The organism is Staphylococcus sp. 231237_7MaSpsaltlick, from assembly GCF_043107035.1.
In genome coordinates this window covers 61,337-76,495 of record NZ_JBICNX010000009.1, presented here as the reverse complement: position 1 = coordinate 76,495, position 15,159 = coordinate 61,337, and the positions used below count along the sequence as shown (strand labels likewise).

Annotated in this window: 15 protein-coding genes; 5 read left to right on the top strand and 10 right to left on the bottom strand. The window is 32.4% G+C overall.

Annotated elements, in window-relative coordinates:
- Nucleotides 1-116: 116 nt before the first annotated feature.
- Nucleotides 117-578, bottom strand: a complete 462-nt coding sequence (locus ACF91D_RS17695) for a DUF420 domain-containing protein (RefSeq protein WP_069792890.1) — start codon at nt 576-578, stop codon at nt 117-119.
- A gap of 24 nt (nt 579-602) precedes the next feature.
- Nucleotides 603-1,514, bottom strand: coding sequence for a heme o synthase (gene cyoE, locus ACF91D_RS17690; protein ID WP_039066910.1), 912 nt, complete (start codon nt 1,512-1,514; stop codon nt 603-605).
- Between the two features lie 286 nt (nt 1,515-1,800).
- On the opposite strand from cyoE, the gene ACF91D_RS17685 reads away from it, so the two are divergent.
- On the top strand, nt 1,801-2,709 hold the full coding sequence (locus ACF91D_RS17685) for a COX15/CtaA family protein (RefSeq protein WP_039066911.1): 909 nt from the start codon (nt 1,801-1,803) through the stop codon (nt 2,707-2,709).
- Between the two features lie 328 nt (nt 2,710-3,037).
- Here ACF91D_RS17685 and ACF91D_RS17680 read toward each other — a convergent pair whose 3' ends face one another.
- The 4 genes from ACF91D_RS17680 to ACF91D_RS17665 all read right to left on the bottom strand — a co-directional run bounded on the left by ACF91D_RS17680 (nt 3,038) and on the right by ACF91D_RS17665 (nt 8,735).
- Nucleotides 3,038-6,493 carry a pyruvate carboxylase gene (locus ACF91D_RS17680; protein ID WP_180948505.1) on the bottom strand — a complete coding sequence of 1,152 codons (3,456 nt, stop codon included), beginning with the start codon at nt 6,491-6,493 and terminating at the stop codon, nt 3,038-3,040.
- 360 nt (nt 6,494-6,853) lie between these two features.
- On the bottom strand, nt 6,854-8,089 hold the full coding sequence (ftsW, locus tag ACF91D_RS17675) for a cell division peptidoglycan polymerase FtsW (protein WP_039066914.1): 1,236 nt from the start codon (nt 8,087-8,089) through the stop codon (nt 6,854-6,856).
- 76 nt (nt 8,090-8,165) lie between these two features.
- The gene (locus ACF91D_RS17670; RefSeq protein ID WP_039066915.1) at nt 8,166-8,345 is read right to left on the bottom strand and encodes a hypothetical protein; all 180 of its coding nucleotides are present in this window, start codon (nt 8,343-8,345) and stop codon (nt 8,166-8,168) included.
- 114 nt (nt 8,346-8,459) lie between these two features.
- The gene (locus tag ACF91D_RS17665; RefSeq protein ID WP_039066917.1) at nt 8,460-8,735 is read right to left on the bottom strand and encodes an Fpa/YlaN family protein; all 276 of its coding nucleotides are present in this window, start codon (nt 8,733-8,735) and stop codon (nt 8,460-8,462) included.
- Nucleotides 8,736-9,074: 339 nt separating this feature from the next.
- On the opposite strand from ACF91D_RS17665, the gene ACF91D_RS17660 reads away from it, so the two are divergent.
- Together ACF91D_RS17660 and ACF91D_RS17655 are read left to right on the top strand one after the other, a co-directional pair.
- Nucleotides 9,075-9,557 (top strand): hypothetical protein, encoded by a 483-nt coding sequence (locus tag ACF91D_RS17660; protein WP_039066919.1) that lies wholly within the window; start codon nt 9,075-9,077, stop codon nt 9,555-9,557.
- 1 nt (nt 9,558) lies between these two features.
- Nucleotides 9,559-9,732, top strand: coding sequence for a DUF2197 domain-containing protein (locus ACF91D_RS17655; RefSeq protein WP_080706854.1), 174 nt, complete (start codon nt 9,559-9,561; stop codon nt 9,730-9,732).
- A gap of 367 nt (nt 9,733-10,099) precedes the next feature.
- Here the strand turns inward: ACF91D_RS17655 and typA are convergent, their stop codons facing one another.
- A complete protein-coding gene (gene typA / locus ACF91D_RS17650; protein WP_039066921.1) occupies nt 10,100-11,947 on the bottom strand; it encodes a translational GTPase TypA in 1,848 nt (615 codons plus the stop codon).
- A gap of 99 nt (nt 11,948-12,046) precedes the next feature.
- On the opposite strand from typA, the gene ACF91D_RS17645 reads away from it, so the two are divergent.
- A complete protein-coding gene (locus tag ACF91D_RS17645) occupies nt 12,047-12,238 on the top strand; it encodes a DUF5325 family protein (RefSeq protein WP_039066923.1) in 192 nt (63 codons plus the stop codon).
- 94 nt (nt 12,239-12,332) lie between these two features.
- On the opposite strand, the gene ACF91D_RS17640 is transcribed toward ACF91D_RS17645, so the two are convergent.
- The gene (locus ACF91D_RS17640) at nt 12,333-13,154 is read right to left on the bottom strand and encodes an inositol monophosphatase family protein (RefSeq protein ID WP_039066925.1); all 822 of its coding nucleotides are present in this window, start codon (nt 13,152-13,154) and stop codon (nt 12,333-12,335) included.
- A 264-nt stretch (nt 13,155-13,418) separates the two neighbouring features.
- Here ACF91D_RS17640 and ACF91D_RS17635 point away from each other — a divergent pair, with 264 nt between their 5' ends.
- Nucleotides 13,419-14,030: a YktB family protein gene (locus ACF91D_RS17635; RefSeq protein ID WP_039066926.1), complete on the top strand. Its 612-nt coding sequence runs from the start codon at nt 13,419-13,421 to the stop codon at nt 14,028-14,030.
- 183 nt (nt 14,031-14,213) lie between these two features.
- On the opposite strand, the gene ACF91D_RS17630 is transcribed toward ACF91D_RS17635, so the two are convergent.
- Both ACF91D_RS17630 and ACF91D_RS17625 read right to left on the bottom strand, forming a co-directional pair.
- Complete coding sequence (locus ACF91D_RS17630; protein ID WP_182477867.1) at nt 14,214-14,369, bottom strand: hypothetical protein; 156 nt, start codon at nt 14,367-14,369, stop codon at nt 14,214-14,216.
- 249 nt (nt 14,370-14,618) lie between these two features.
- Nucleotides 14,619-15,122, bottom strand: coding sequence for a DUF4064 domain-containing protein (locus tag ACF91D_RS17625; protein WP_069792892.1), 504 nt, complete (start codon nt 15,120-15,122; stop codon nt 14,619-14,621).
- Nucleotides 15,123-15,159: the final 37 nt, after the last annotated feature.

Genomic DNA, 15,159 nt, shown 5'->3' with positions numbered 1-15,159 from the left:
TCTAATCGTAAATAAATAGAAACGGGCTATCAAACCTGTTTATATAACAAATTTATGCCCGTTACCCTTTTTATATTCCCTAGTTCAAATAAAAGACTAACACTTTTCAATGTTAATTATAATCCGAATGTCGCTTTAATTAATGAGGTCGTTTCTCCACCTGGATAAAATACATAAAGTAATAAATACACAGCTACGCCCGTAATTGCTGTGAAGAACCAGATGATAGAAGCAATTGGTCCGACAAATCTATGTACTTTAAACTTATCTTTAAAAGCAGTAATGATTTGTAAAAGTCCTAAAACTCCACCAATGGTTGCTAAATTTATGTGAAAAACTAAGAAAATTGTATAATAAAGCTTAACCGATTCTGGACCACCAAATGCAGTATTACCAATAAAAATAGTTCTTGAAGCGTAAATAATAAAGAAAGCTAATGCAAAACCAGCAGCAGCTAACATTACTTTTTTATGGCTTTCAATTTTTCTTAACCAAATTTTGCGCCAACCGATAGCGACAAGGATTGCACTAATTACAATAAAGCTTGTACTGATTGTAGGTAAAATAGGTAAATTCATATATTACATCCTTATTTATAATTATTAAAACATTTGAATTAATGAGACGACAACAATTAGTACAAAGAAAACCACTAAATAGTTTAATGAATATATAAACATTTTTGTTGCCCATTTTGTTTGATCTGAATCCTTTTTAAAGCTTGTTAATCCTAAATATAACCATCCTAAATTTAATAGTGTAGCCAATACTATAAACGTTGTTCCTAAGCTACTTAATAAAAATGGGAGTGGTAATAAGAATACTAACCATAAAAACATACTTACTCTCGTGCGTTTAAACCCTTTTACTGATGGTAACATTGGAATATTTGCTAATGAATATTCATCTTTACGTTTAATTGCTAAAGCGTAAAAATGGATAGGTTGCCAACAGAAAATCACTAAAAATAGTGCTACTGCTATCAAACTGATATTTCCTTCAATTGCTGTCCAACCAATTAAAGGTGGAACTGCACCCGGAAAACTACCAATCACCGTATTCCATACCGTATGGCGTTTAGACCAAATTGAGTAAAATGATACATAACCCACTATACCTAGTAGTCCGATTACACCTGAAGGTATATTTAACGCAAATAGTAATGCTTCCCCTATTAGCATCATCCCAAAGCTGAGCATTAATAAATTTCTATTCGAAATTCTGTCATTAACTGTTGGTCTCTGTTGTTTACTTGGCATGATACTGTCAATATCTTGATCGTAGTAATTATTTAAAGCACATGCGCCCCCCATAATTAACGTAGAGCCCACCAACATCATTAAGATTTGTGGTATTGACGAGAGGAAGGAATGATTTGCCAACACAATCGCTAACCATGATCCAGCAAATGCAGGGAGTAAATTACCTTGTACTAATCCCATCTTGATAATTTGCTGCAACTCTTTAAAAGTCACACGACTAGAATTATGCGCCAAAGTTTGTTCTTTGTTCATAATTTCCCTCCTAATTTTTCCATATAATACAATGATATATTAAATTTGTAACATTGACTACATTTATGTAAACTTATTTGTGACACTTTAACGACATTACTAAAAAGTCATTTTTGTGACACAATTAAAATAACTTTTATTGTTATAATTAAATGTGAGATTTATTAAAATAACTTTAAATGTATCATTATGGAATAAAATAATTACAGTGGCATTAGCTATATGTTTAATAACTATTTGTACTTTAGTTTCTCAACTGTTTTATTTTTATGTGGGGGGTTAATTCTTGTTTAACAAAAAAAACCTAAAATGGTTATCCGTGTTGGCAGCTGTAATTATGGCTTTTGTTCAATTAGGTGGCGCGTTAGTTACTAAAACTGGGTCGGCAGATGGCTGTGGATCCGATTGGCCTTTATGCCATGGCGCATTTTTACCTGAGAACTTACCAATACAAACTATTATTGAATTAAGTCATCGTGCAGTTTCTGGCTTATCTTTAATCATAGTTCTCTGGTTAGTCATTGTTGCTTGGAAGCACATTGGTTATATTAAAGAAGTTAAATCTTTATGCATTATTAGTGTTGGTTTCTTACTAATACAAGCACTTGTAGGTGCTGCAGCAGTAATGTGGCAACAAAACGCTTATGTTTTAGCGTTACATTTCGGTATTTCGCTCATTTCATTTTCTTCAGTATTTGTTTTAACTTTAATTATTTTTGAAATCGATCGCAAATATGAAGCGGATGAATTATTTATTAGAAAACCATTAAGAATTTATACTTGGATAATGGCAATTATCGTTTATTTAACAATTTATACTGGCGCATTAGTCAGACATAAAGAAGCTAGTTTAGCTTATGGTCAATGGCCATTGCCTTTCAATGATTTAATGCCTCACAATGTCCAAGATTGGGTGAATTTTACTCATAGAGGGATGGCATTAATTGCCTTTATATGGATAATGATTACGTTCATTCACGCAGTAAATAATTATAAAGACAACCGTACAATACGATACGGCTATACAGCAGCATTTATATTAGTTATTCTGCAAGTAATTACTGGCGCATTGTCTATTATTACAGAAGTTAATTTATTCATAGCCTTATTACACGCTTTATTCATAACATTACTCTTCGGTTTCATAGCATACTTTATTGTATTGATGTTACGAACAATTAGGAGTGGCGGATAACTAAAACTTTAAACATGTTATATTAAATAAAAAACTGTCAACAAGCTAAAAGCCTTGTTGACAGTTTTTTTGTATGCTTTTCCAGACATATACTCACATGCTATATCATCTAAATACAACATAATGTTTTCTTGATAATTTTCCCATAATTCATTAACTTTTATCTATATTTTTGCGCTTTTTTTGTATCAAAAAACAGGACTGATTTTTATATCTGTCCTGTTTAGTATAGAGCCATATAAAAGAGCGGGCCACGAAATCAGAAATTTCAATTTTGATTCCACGACCCGCTTAATTTAAATGTGTTATAAGAGATTTTGCTAAAATTTTAATCTACAGGTTCTTTTTCAATTTCAATTAACAAATCTCCTGTTTCTATTGCCTCGCCACTTTGTACGGTAACTTGCTTCACAACGCCATCAAACGGAGCTTGAATCGTTGTTTCCATCTTCATAGCCTCAGTTATCAATAATGCTTGTCCACTTGTAACCGTTTCACCTATTGAAGTCTTAACTTCAGTAACTGAGCCTGGCATTTGTGCACCGATATGGTTTGGATTCAATTTATCTGCTTTCGGTTTAACACTTTCATTTGCTTTTACATTTTCATCTTGTATAAATATACGTCTAGCTTGTCCGTTCATGTCATAGAAAATTGTACGAATTCCCTTTTCATCTGGTTCCGTAATAGTTTTCAATGTGATGATTAGGCGTTTGCCTGTATCAATTTCAATTTCTACTGTTTCGTTTGAACGCATTCCAAAGAAGAAAGTAGGTGTATCTAATAACGATACATTCCCAAACTGTTCTTGTGTCGCAATGAACTGTTCATAAACTTTAGGGTATAAAACATAACTTATGATATCTTGCTCCGTTACTTCTCTTTCTTGTTTTTCTTCTAATTCTTCTCTTACCGCTTCAAAATCAACAGGCTCTAAATACTCTCCAGGACGATCTGTAATTGCTTCTTGTCCTTTTAGAATTACTTTTTGTAGCTGTTTATTAAAGCCATTTACAGGCTGTCCAATATCACCCTTGAAGAATGAAACGACAGATTCTGGGAAGTCTAATTTATAACCATCTTTTATCACTGTATCTTCGTCTAAATCATTTTGCACCATATATAACGCCATATCCCCAACAACTTTAGAGGAAGGTGTTACTTTAACAATGTCACCAAATAAGAAGTTAACACGTTGATACATTTCTTTTACTTCATTAAATCTATTACCCAAACCTAAGCTCTTAGCTTGTTGACTAAGATTTGAATATTGACCGCCTGGCATTTCATGCTTATAAATTTCAGTATTCGGTGATTTAATATCACTTTCAAAGTCATTATAATATTGACGTACAGTGCCCCAGTAATGAGACAAGGCTTCTAGGCCATCGACATCAGCACGCATATTTCTATCAAAACCATTTAATGCATAATATAGTGAATTACCACTAGGTTGACTTGTTAATCCACTCATTGATGCAACAGCTGTATCAATAACATCTACGCCTGCATCTATAGCTTCTTTATAGACTAATAATCCATTACCACTTGTGTCATGTGTGTGTAAGTGAATTGGGAGGTTAACCGCTGCTTTCAATTCACCTATTAATTCATTTGCTGCTTTAGGTTTTAGCAGACCTGCCATATCTTTAATAGCTAATATATGGAAACCTTCACGTTCCAGTGTTTTGGCCATATTCACGTAATACTCTAATGTGTAAATATCCGAACGATTTGGATCTAGAATATCACCTGTATAACAAATAGTGCCTTCTGAAATTTTACCGGCTTTTTGTACAGCTTCATTTGCCACTTTCATTTGATCTACCCAGTTTAATGAGTCAAAAATTCTGAAGACATCAATACCAGCTTCAGCACTTTCTTTAACAAATTTTTCAATGACATTATCAGGGTAGTTCTTATACCCGACAGCATTAGATGCACGAAGTAACATTTGGAATAATACGTTTGGAATAGCCTTTCTAAGTCTTTCTAAACGTTCCCAAGGATTCTCTTTCAAGAAGTTATATGCTACATCAAATGTAGCACCGCCCCACATTTCTAAAGAGAAACTATCTTTCATTACTTGTGCTGTTTTCGAAGCAATGTTCATCATATCTTTAGTTCTAACACGCGTTGCCAGTAATGATTGATGCGCATCTCTAAATGTCGTATCGGTTATTAAAACATCATCTTGCTGTTTTAACCATTCAGCTACGGCTTTTGGCCCTTTACTATCTAATAGTTGTTTTGTACCTTCTAACGCTGCAACTTCTTTTTTAGAGACTTGTGGTATAGGTGATGTTTCATAAATAGGTTTTGGTCGTTTTTCTACGTTTGGAAAACCATTAATTGATACATTACCAATATATTCTAATGTTTTTGTACCTCTATCTAGTGTTGGCGCAATATCAAAAAGTTCAGGTGTTTTTTCTATAAATTTAGTTGTATAATCACCTGTTTTAAATTGTTCGTTTCTCATAACATTAATTAAAAACGGAACATTGGTTTTAACACCACGGATTCTCATTTCTTGTAATGAGCGATCCATTTTTTCATTCGCTTGTTTGAATGACATTGCATGTGTTGATAATTTCACTAATAAAGAATCATAATAAGGTGAAATTTCAGCACCTTGGAATCCATCACCAGCATCTAACCTTACGCCAAAACCACCACTTGAACGATAAGCAATAATTCTCCCACTATCAGGCATGAAATCATTTGTAGGATCTTCAGTAGTAATACGACATTGTATCGCATAACCAAGCGTTTGAATATCTTGTTGTTGTGGCATACTGATTGCTTCATCATATAAATTCTCGCCATCAGCTACTAATATTTGTGTCTTAACAATATCTACGCCTGTAATCATTTCAGTTATCGTATGTTCAACTTGTACACGTGGGTTTACTTCTATGAAATAAAATTCGTCCCCAGAAACTAAAAATTCTACTGTACCAGCATTCACATAGTCGATATTTTCCATTAATTGAATAGCCGCAGCACATATACGTTCTCTTAAATCATCTTCAAGCGCTACTGAAGGCGCTACTTCAACAACTTTTTGATGACGTCTTTGAACTGAACAGTCACGTTCGTACAAATGCACTATATTCCCGTGTTCATCACCTATGACTTGAACCTCAATATGCTTTGGATTATCGATATATTTTTCAATATAAACTTCACTATTACCAAAAGATTTTTCAGCTTCAGACTTGGCACGATGGAATGCATCTTCTAACTCGTCTTCAGAACGTACGATACGCATGCCTTTACCACCGCCACCACTCGTAGCTTTTATCATCAATGGATAACCTGCTTCATTTGCAAATGCAATCGCATCTGATTGATTATCAATTGGGCCGTCTGTACCTGGAATAACTGTTAGATTTGCATTAATTGCAGTCGTTCTAGCTTTAACTTTATCGCCAAACATATCTAAGTGCTCAACACGTGGCCCTATAAACTTGATGCCTTCTTCCTGACATCTTTTTGCGAATGTCTCATTCTCACTTAAAAAACCATACCCTGGATGAATTGCATCAACGCCTGCTTGCTTAGCAACATCAATGATTCGTTCGATGTCCAAATAAGATTCAGCAGGCCCCAAATCCTTACCCACTAAGTATGATTCATCAGCCTTATATCTATGTAAAGATCCTTTATCTTCATTTGAATAAATAGCAACTGTTTTAACATCTAATTCTGTTGCTGCTCTAAAAATCCTTATTGCAATTTCACCACGATTGGCTACTAAAAGCTTGTTTATTTGTTTCACATCATGGTCCCCCTTAAATTTAGAATTTTCAAAAAAGTTTGATATAAAAACCATTATAGCAAAATCCGAACAATCTAGACAGTAAAAAATATTTAGCCATTATATTAAAACAATTTAAAATACATATATCTATCCTCAAGAGATAGTTAATGATTACGTCGCTAGAAACTACTTAACGCCTTGATATCAACACTTTCTTATAAAATTATATCATAAGAATAACATAATAAAAAGTTATTAAATACAATAAGTTTAACTTATTATTTTTGTACTTTGTTAAAAGTTTTTCAAAATTACTATAAAAAAGTAAAAAAATAAGCAAACGTTTTCAATACATTCGTATCAAAACGTTTGCTTTTATTAAGAACGTCTAGCTGAATTAATTCGCGTCCTACTTTTTCTAGTCTTTTTATATTTTGCTTGTTCAATTTTAATTTGTTTTGCAGTTATTAATAACAGCCCCATAGCTATACTTAGACTAATCATCGAAGATCCCCCGAAACTAATGAATGGTAAAGGGACACCAGTTAATGGAATTGTACCAGAAATACCACCTAAGTTAACAAAAGTCTGGCTTCCTATATAACTTGCTACTCCTACACAGACTAACTTATAAAAATAAGAATTTGTTTTACTTGCAAGTTCAAAAGCTCTATAAACAATAAAAAAGAGTAAACATATAACGAATAAACCACCTAATAAACCTAACTCTTCACAAATAATAGAAAAAATAAAGTCTGTATGTGGCTCAGGTAAATAACCTAATTTCATAATACTATTGCCTAACCCTCTGCCTAATAATCCTCCATTACCGATTGCAATCAATGAATTTGAAATGTGATATCCTGTTCCTGATTCTTGGCTAAATGGATTTGTTAGCGTGCTGAATCTTGCAGTTAAATAATCCGGCACTAGTCCCACCAACAAGAAAAGCGAACCAATAATTACAATACCTACTATAATCAACAACCCGTATTTGATCGATTTTTGAACACCAATACCTGCATAAAATAAAATTGCGAAGAATATAATCATGATAAGTAATGTTTGACCAACATCTCGTTGTAATAAAACAAGGCCAATACATAAGCCAGATAAAACGATAGGATATGTTAGTAATTTAGGTTCTTTAAATACTTTAGGCCGTTTCTTTTCAATCATATATGGTATATATAAAATGATACCAATTTTTAATAACTCGGAAGCTTGTAAATTCATAAAACCTAAATTAATCCAACTTTTTGAACCATTGATGTTGCTTCCAACCAATAACGTCGCAACCAACAATATTACGATGCCAAGCATCATTCCTTTTTGGAATCTGCTCGTTTCAAGAAATTTGACGTTCATAAAGAAAGCCATAAAAAATACAATAATCAAACTCATAATTACATACATCAATTGTCTTGTATAAAAGTATGTTCCAGCTACCGATATACCGCCTGTCAACGACCCTTTAGTCGCAGCGACCATGCTTGCACTGTAAACCATTACCAAACCTATTAAACATAGTAATAAATAGGTAATGACTAGCGGATAATCAATATATTTTGCATTTCGACCTATATATCGAAAAATTTGTTTTACATTATTCATTTGACATATCATCCAATTCTCATTATTTATTATCACTAACTAAATACTTTTATTAATTCGACTTATGTTCAGTAACCTAGTTGTCTTTAAAAACTTTTTTAGCTTTATGTAAAATAAATTGTGCTTTAAACATTATAACAAACATTCTATCAATTTCTCGAATAAATATAACAAAATATTGAGCTTTAAATGCTCGTAGATTTAACTTTATAAACACGACAAAAGCGGCTAAGATATAATCAACAATTATTGACATCCTAGCCACCTGTAGTATACTTATGTAGTTTGATATTGCACACCATATAAGTTTTCATATTTTTCTAATATTGAAAGCGCGATTCCAATTATAAAACTATTTTATTTAACCCAATTAAACATTTGTAAATGCATCATGCAATTTAGAAAGTTCTTTTTCTAATCGAAGCATTAAATCTTTGCCCACTTCTCTATCAACTAAACCAAGTTGTACAGCGAAATCTACTTCTTTTTGTAATCCAAACATCTGTGTATCAAGTACTTCTTCATACAATGGGCATTGAGGTAATGTAAGATTATCCATTTGTACTTTAATAAGTTGGAGAATCCTATCAGCATCTTTATTCAACTGGTCATATGCCGCATTATTAATTTTTTGATTTTTTACCAAGACATATTCCCCCTATCAATTGTAACTTTATATGACGAGTTTATCTTAATGCATACCAAAAAGCAAGTGAATTCAAGAATATACGTAATACTAGTATTTGTGATAAAATTGAAATTGACAATTATTTATTTGACTTTAATTTATGACGATAATAAGTATAAGACGAGCAATGACGATATATTAGCTAGTTTTTGTCAGAATATTTTGCTTTAAAAATAATATATATATTTTATTTTTAACACGTATTTGTTCACAAAAAAGTCAGATTCAATCAAATTGCGAATCATTGCTTATTACCGTTTTAATTTAGACACAGGATATACAAATAGGAGTGGGATTATGATTCAAATTAAGGGTGAAGTTAAATTTCCAATTACGTTAGATAGTACAACTTGGATTTTTGACGACAGAAAAGTTCAAATAGAAGACTTAGAGCAAGGCACATTCGATGGTACCAAACCTATCAATTTTGATGATAACCGTGAATGGAATAGAGCGATTTTAGAAGGACAAACTAATCCACCAACATTAAATTCTGAAATTAAATATAAAAAAAGAGCAGTTTTAGAAAATTCATTTGTTATTAACATGTCACCGTTTTTCAAAAACGCAGAACCATTTAATCATGCGAAAGCGATTCGCTTATCTAATGACAATGATTCAATAGAAGTACCTATTGACTTATTACCATATCTTTTTTTCCAATTTGCAAAAGATGGGAAAAGATTATATGACGATTATTCAGTAGATAGCTTTGTATATATTCCAGAAGAAGGTTATTCATACGAATTTAAGTATGTCACTCATATCGAGGTGATTTAATATGAAAAAAGTTCAATGCATAATTTGTGATACTGAGGTATTTATCGATCAAAATACTTTAGAAGCTAAAAGATTACGCAATGACCCGATGCATACTTTTATGTGTGATGAATGTAAAAGTAGACTTGATACACCGAAACAACGTAACCAAGTAACTACTTATGACCATCGTTAATATAAATCAGCACCTTCTTTTTTGCGATGGGCTGATTTTAAACTGTCGACAAAGTTTCTGACTTTGTCGACAGTTTTTTATGCATGCTTTCCGTGGCCACTGCCTAGCCTGTAGTCTTCGACTAGCGCGCTTCCTACAGGAGTCGGCCCAAATAACTAACTAAATTACACTAAAAAGATTATAATATATAAATAAACAAACCTTAGGCGAACTATCACTTAAGGTTTGCTTATTTTCTGAGACATCATTTTTACAATCTGGCTTATTTATTAACATCGTATTATCACGCTATCGCTTTAATAATAAATAGAGCTGAGACCTTAATGTCCCAGCTCCACAATCATACTAAATTAAATTTAGTAGACTTTTATTCATCTTCTTGCATTAATTGTTTAATGCGTTTTGCTTCTTTTTCACGAGCATTTTTTTCTAATACTGTTTTTCTAATACGGATATTTTCTGGTGTAGCTTCTACAAGCTCATCGTCATTAATAAATTGTAACGCTTCTTCAAGAGTTAAAGTTCTTGGACGTTTCATTGTTACAGTTTGGTCTTTGTTAGAAGAACGTACGTTAGTTTGGTTTTTCTCTTTCGTAACGTTAACTGTTAAGTCATTTTCACGATTATGTTCACCAACAACCATGCCTTCATAAACTTCAGTTCCTGGTTCCATGAAGTTAATACCACGATCTTCTAAGCCCATAAGTGCATATGAACTTGCTTTACCAGTATCTAATGACACTAGAGCACCATTTCTTCTACCACCGATACGTCCTTTAACACGAGGTTTAAATTCTTCAAATGTATGATTGATAATACCATAACCACGTGTTTGTGACATAAATTCAGTAGTATAACCGATTAAGCCACGAGCTGGTACCATAAAGATAATACGCGTTAAGCCATTATCTGTAGTTACCATGTCTAACATTTCACCTTTACGTTGGCCTAATGATTCAATAACAGCACCTGTGTATTCTTGAGGTACTTCACATTGTACACGTTCAAATGGTTCACATTTTACGCCATCAATTTCTCTTAAAATAACTTGTGGTTTAGAAACTTGTAGTTCAAAACCTTCACGTCTCATATTTTCAATTAAAATAGATAAGTGTAATTCACCACGTCCAGCAACAATCCATTTATCTGGTGAATCAGTTTCTGTAACTTTTAATGACACATCTGTTTCTAATTGTTGATCTAAACGTTCTTGAATTTGACGAGATGTTACATAATCACCTTCACGGCCAGCGAATGGAGAATTGTTTACTCTGAACGTCATTTCTAACGTTGGTTCGTCAATTCTTAATACAGGTAAAGCATCTCTATTATCTATTGGGGTAACAGTTTCACCAACGTTGATGTCTTCCATTCCTGATACAGCAATTAAGTCGCCTGCATGTGCTTCATTAACTTCTTCACGTTTCAAACCAAAGTAACCAAAAATCTTAGTTACACGGAAATTTTTAACTGTACCATCTAATTTAATTAGTGAAACGTTATCACCTACACGCATTGTTCCTCTGAACACACGTCCAACACCAATACGACCTAAATAATCACTATAGTCTAGTAACGCCGTTTGGAATTGTAATGGCTCATCTCTATTATCAATAGGTGCAGGAACATAATCAATAATTGTTTCATATAATGATTGCATGTTTTCGTCTTGTTTCTCTGGATCTAAGCTTGCAGTACCGTTAACAGCTGAAGCATAGACTACTGGGAAATCTAATTGTTCATCATTTGCTTCTAATTCGATAAATAAATCTAATACTTCATCTACAACACCTTCAGCTCTAGCTTCAGGTTTATCGATTTTGTTAACTACTACTACTGGTTTTAAGTTTTGTTCTAAAGCTTTTTTCAATACAAAACGTGTTTGTGGCATTGTGCCTTCATATGCATCAACTACTAATACAACACCATCAACCATTTTCATGATACGCTCAACTTCTCCACCAAAATCGGCGTGTCCTGGTGTATCTAAAATATTAATACGATTATCTTTATAATTTACTGCTGTATTTTTAGCAAGGATTGTAATACCACGTTCTCTTTCGATGTCATTTGAATCCATTGCTCTTTCATCTACATGCTCATTCTCACGGAAAATTCCTGATTGTTTTAATAATTCATCTACAAGTGTCGTTTTACCATGGTCAACGTGAGCGATGATTGCTATATTACGCACATCTTCTCTTAATTTAGTCATTTTATACAATTTCCTTTCTCGAGTAAATTCCCACTTTTCTTTGCAACTTTTTTATTATATCATATAATTGGTTAAAGAAAACTATAAAGGTGTGGTATAATGCAACAAAAAAAATCCAAATCAATTTTCTGGGTACTCGCTATAGTAGCTATTGTCTTTTTACTATTATTTAGCTTTAGTTTAGCTGCTACAAATGTTCCATTCATGATTTTAACATTTATATTATTCATTGCAACATTTGGTTACGGTTTCACATTAAAAAAGAAATATCGTGAAAATGATTGGCTATAGTCGGATGATTTTGATTATATTTAATAGATAAGCGTCCCATTCCTTCAAATCAGGATTGAGGCGCTTTTTTATAGGTTTATTTATAAGATATACTCTAATTATTGCTTTTTAATCTCTGTTGTAATAATTCAATAATTTCATTATTTTTTTGAAAATGTTGCTCGATTAATTCAGAATGTAACTGTTCATTAGCCATAATGATTGAATTAGGTTCATAAATTGATAAAGTATCTCCCATTAAATTTGTTCCAACACCCCCCACTTCATTTAAAATAATCAAACCACCTGCAAAATCCCAAGGTTGTAATCTGGGGGTAACATAACCACCCAATTTGCCTGTTGCAACATGTATAATCTCTAAAGCTGCAGAGCCGTATGCGCGTGCACTCCTGGCTTCTTCTACTATAGGTTTGAACACTTCTCCTAATCTTGGCTTTGTCAGCCAATTTGGATTAATTCCAATAATACTTGTCTTTAATGGCGTGTCCTCGATTTTAGGTAACAATGTCCCATTTTCATATGCGCCTTCACCAGTTTTAGCATGATATAACACATCGTTCATAACGTCATAGACAAATCCAGCGTATGGGTTTCCGTTATTATAAATACCAATAGATATTGCAAAATTTTCTTTTTGATGCACAAAATTTAACGTACCATCTATTGGATCAATGACCCAAACGACACCTACTTCATCTTTAAGGTGGTGTCCATGTCCTTCTTCTCCTATAACTAAATGATTCGGATAAGTTTCCGTTATATTATCAAATAGGTATTTTTCTGTAGCCTTATCGACATTTGTTACTAAATCATTAGGATTAGATTTAGTTTCTACTTTTATATCTTCTTTCATTATTTTTCTAACATTAATTCCTGCTTCTAATATAAGTCCTTTGGCAAATTCATAGACAGTCATCGTATCAGCTCCTTATTCATCCTCATTATACATTAACTAACTTTCCAAAAGATATTAACCAACCTTTATTATTTCAATAATTATAAGAATTACGAATAAGGTGAATTAAGATTATTTAATATAATTTATGTTTACCCTTTACCAACATAGTGTACACAATCTATAACAAATCATTTATTAACTAAAAATAAGAGGCATGTAAAATGTTTATCAGAGTATAATGTGCTACAATACATACGAAAATAATGATTATAGGAGGCACAAATGACTCAATATACATTCAAACCTAAAGACTTCAAAGTATTTACAGTAGATGGCTTAGATGCGAGAATGGAAGCACTTAACAACCATGTCAGACCACAATTGCATGCTTTAGGTGATTATTTCTCACAATATTTAGAAACTGCTACAGGTGAAGTGTTCTATCCTCACGTAGCTAAACATGCTCGTAGAAGTGTTAATCCACCTAAGGATACGTGGGTAGCATTTGCAACTAATAAACGTGGTTATAAAATGCAACCTCATTTTCAAATAGGATTATTTGAAAACCAACTATTTATTATGTATGGGGTTATGCATGAGGCAAAAGATAAAGCACAACAAGTTAAGGTTTTCGAAAATCAATTTGAAACATTAAAAAATCTGCCAAACGATTTTAGTATAAGCTTAGATCATATGAGCCAAGCAAAAACATACATACAAGAAATGACAGACGAAGATATACACGAAGCGTTTAAACGTGTTAAAGAGGTTAAAAAAGGTGAGTTTTTCGTAGCTCGTACATTAGCTCCAGGTTCTGAAATTCTTAAGAATGATAAGTCATTTTTAAAATTTTTAGAAGACACATTTGAACATCTATTGAAATTTTACAAATAGAAGTATTGTAAAAATCATTTTAGTAAAATAATTAGTGATTAATCCAATGCCGATAATTATTAATGTTTCGGCTCAGAACGCAAACAACCCTACGCATTAATTTGTGTAGGGCTTGTTTATTTCTATTTATGTAGTTGCTTTTCAAAATAATATTGTACTTTCAGATCATTATATATTCTTTTACTAACCATATTGCAACTTTTTAAGATTCATGGCAGTACAAATTAGCGTGGTATCCTGTAATATTGCATCGCCTTTACGTAATAAATGATTATTAGGAACTACTTTAGAGATAGAAATATTTTCATATTCATCACTTTTATCAATTGATTTATTCATCGTAATATACCCTGCCACTGTTTAATTTATATATTATACTATTTACGAATAATACTGTCAGTTATTTGTCTCATTTCTTGCGAGAAAGCTTATATCTGAAGACTACAGCTTAAGTCAGTGAATGTAGAAAGCGTGCATAAAAACTGCCAACAAAGACGGACACTTTGTCGACAGTTTGAACCAAGGTACTTATTAATGTTTCAACTTTTAATCTAGGTATTAGTTATAAATCAGCTTACCTAAACTATTTTAGTAAATATATGGGTCATCTTCTTTTTTCTTTTTCATTTCATTTTCTGGATTTATTTCAGCTTGTTTACGTTGATTATTTTGCTCGTCAAAATTCTGTTGAGAAAACATATTATTATTTTGTTCATCACGAGGTCCTTTTCTTACAAACAGCATGATAGCAACAACAAACCATAATATCAGTGCAATAAAGTTTCCTGCAAATATACCAGTAATTGCTGCAATGATTAAAATACAAGCTGCTAGGATACGATTTCCTTTAATAGTCAATGTACCAATAATACCTAATATCGTTGAAATAATTAAAAAGCTTCCTTGGAAAATAACGGAAGTTTTAAATGCTCCAATTGACATTTCTATCCCTTGTTGTTGATTCATTTCTTTAAATGTTTCTTGAAATTCTGGCACATTCAGGAAAGAAAATACAAGAACCATTAGTAATAAGAATAATATACTTAGACCATTTGCTACCCAGGCTGTGATTCTTTCAGCTTTTCTCTTCATAATCTTCCTCCTATTTTTTTATTAATCTTATCATAGC

What these genes read in the sequence shown, in the direction of transcription:
- typA (WP_039066921.1), bottom strand. Translation starts at nt 11,947, where the DNA reads ATGACTAAATTAAGAGAAGATGTGCGTAATATAGCAATCATCGCTCAC.
- ACF91D_RS17645 (WP_039066923.1), top strand. Translation starts at nt 12,047, where the DNA reads ATGCAACAAAAAAAATCCAAATCAATTTTCTGGGTACTCGCTATAGTA.
- cyoE (WP_039066910.1), bottom strand. Translation starts at nt 1,514, where the DNA reads ATGAACAAAGAACAAACTTTGGCGCATAATTCTAGTCGTGTGACTTTT.
- ftsW (WP_039066914.1), bottom strand. Translation starts at nt 8,089, where the DNA reads ATGAATAATGTAAAACAAATTTTTCGATATATAGGTCGAAATGCAAAA.
- ACF91D_RS17695 (WP_069792890.1), bottom strand. Translation starts at nt 578, where the DNA reads ATGAATTTACCTATTTTACCTACAATCAGTACAAGCTTTATTGTAATT.
- ACF91D_RS17625 (WP_069792892.1), bottom strand. Translation starts at nt 15,122, where the DNA reads ATGAAGAGAAAAGCTGAAAGAATCACAGCCTGGGTAGCAAATGGTCTA.
- ACF91D_RS17655 (WP_080706854.1), top strand. Translation starts at nt 9,559, where the DNA reads ATGAAAAAAGTTCAATGCATAATTTGTGATACTGAGGTATTTATCGAT.
- ACF91D_RS17630 (WP_182477867.1), bottom strand. Translation starts at nt 14,369, where the DNA reads ATGAATAAATCAATTGATAAAAGTGATGAATATGAAAATATTTCTATC.
- ACF91D_RS17635 (WP_039066926.1), top strand. Translation starts at nt 13,419, where the DNA reads ATGACTCAATATACATTCAAACCTAAAGACTTCAAAGTATTTACAGTA.
- ACF91D_RS17660 (WP_039066919.1), top strand. Translation starts at nt 9,075, where the DNA reads ATGATTCAAATTAAGGGTGAAGTTAAATTTCCAATTACGTTAGATAGT.
- ACF91D_RS17670 (WP_039066915.1), bottom strand. Translation starts at nt 8,345, where the DNA reads ATGTCAATAATTGTTGATTATATCTTAGCCGCTTTTGTCGTGTTTATA.
- ACF91D_RS17640 (WP_039066925.1), bottom strand. Translation starts at nt 13,154, where the DNA reads ATGACTGTCTATGAATTTGCCAAAGGACTTATATTAGAAGCAGGAATT.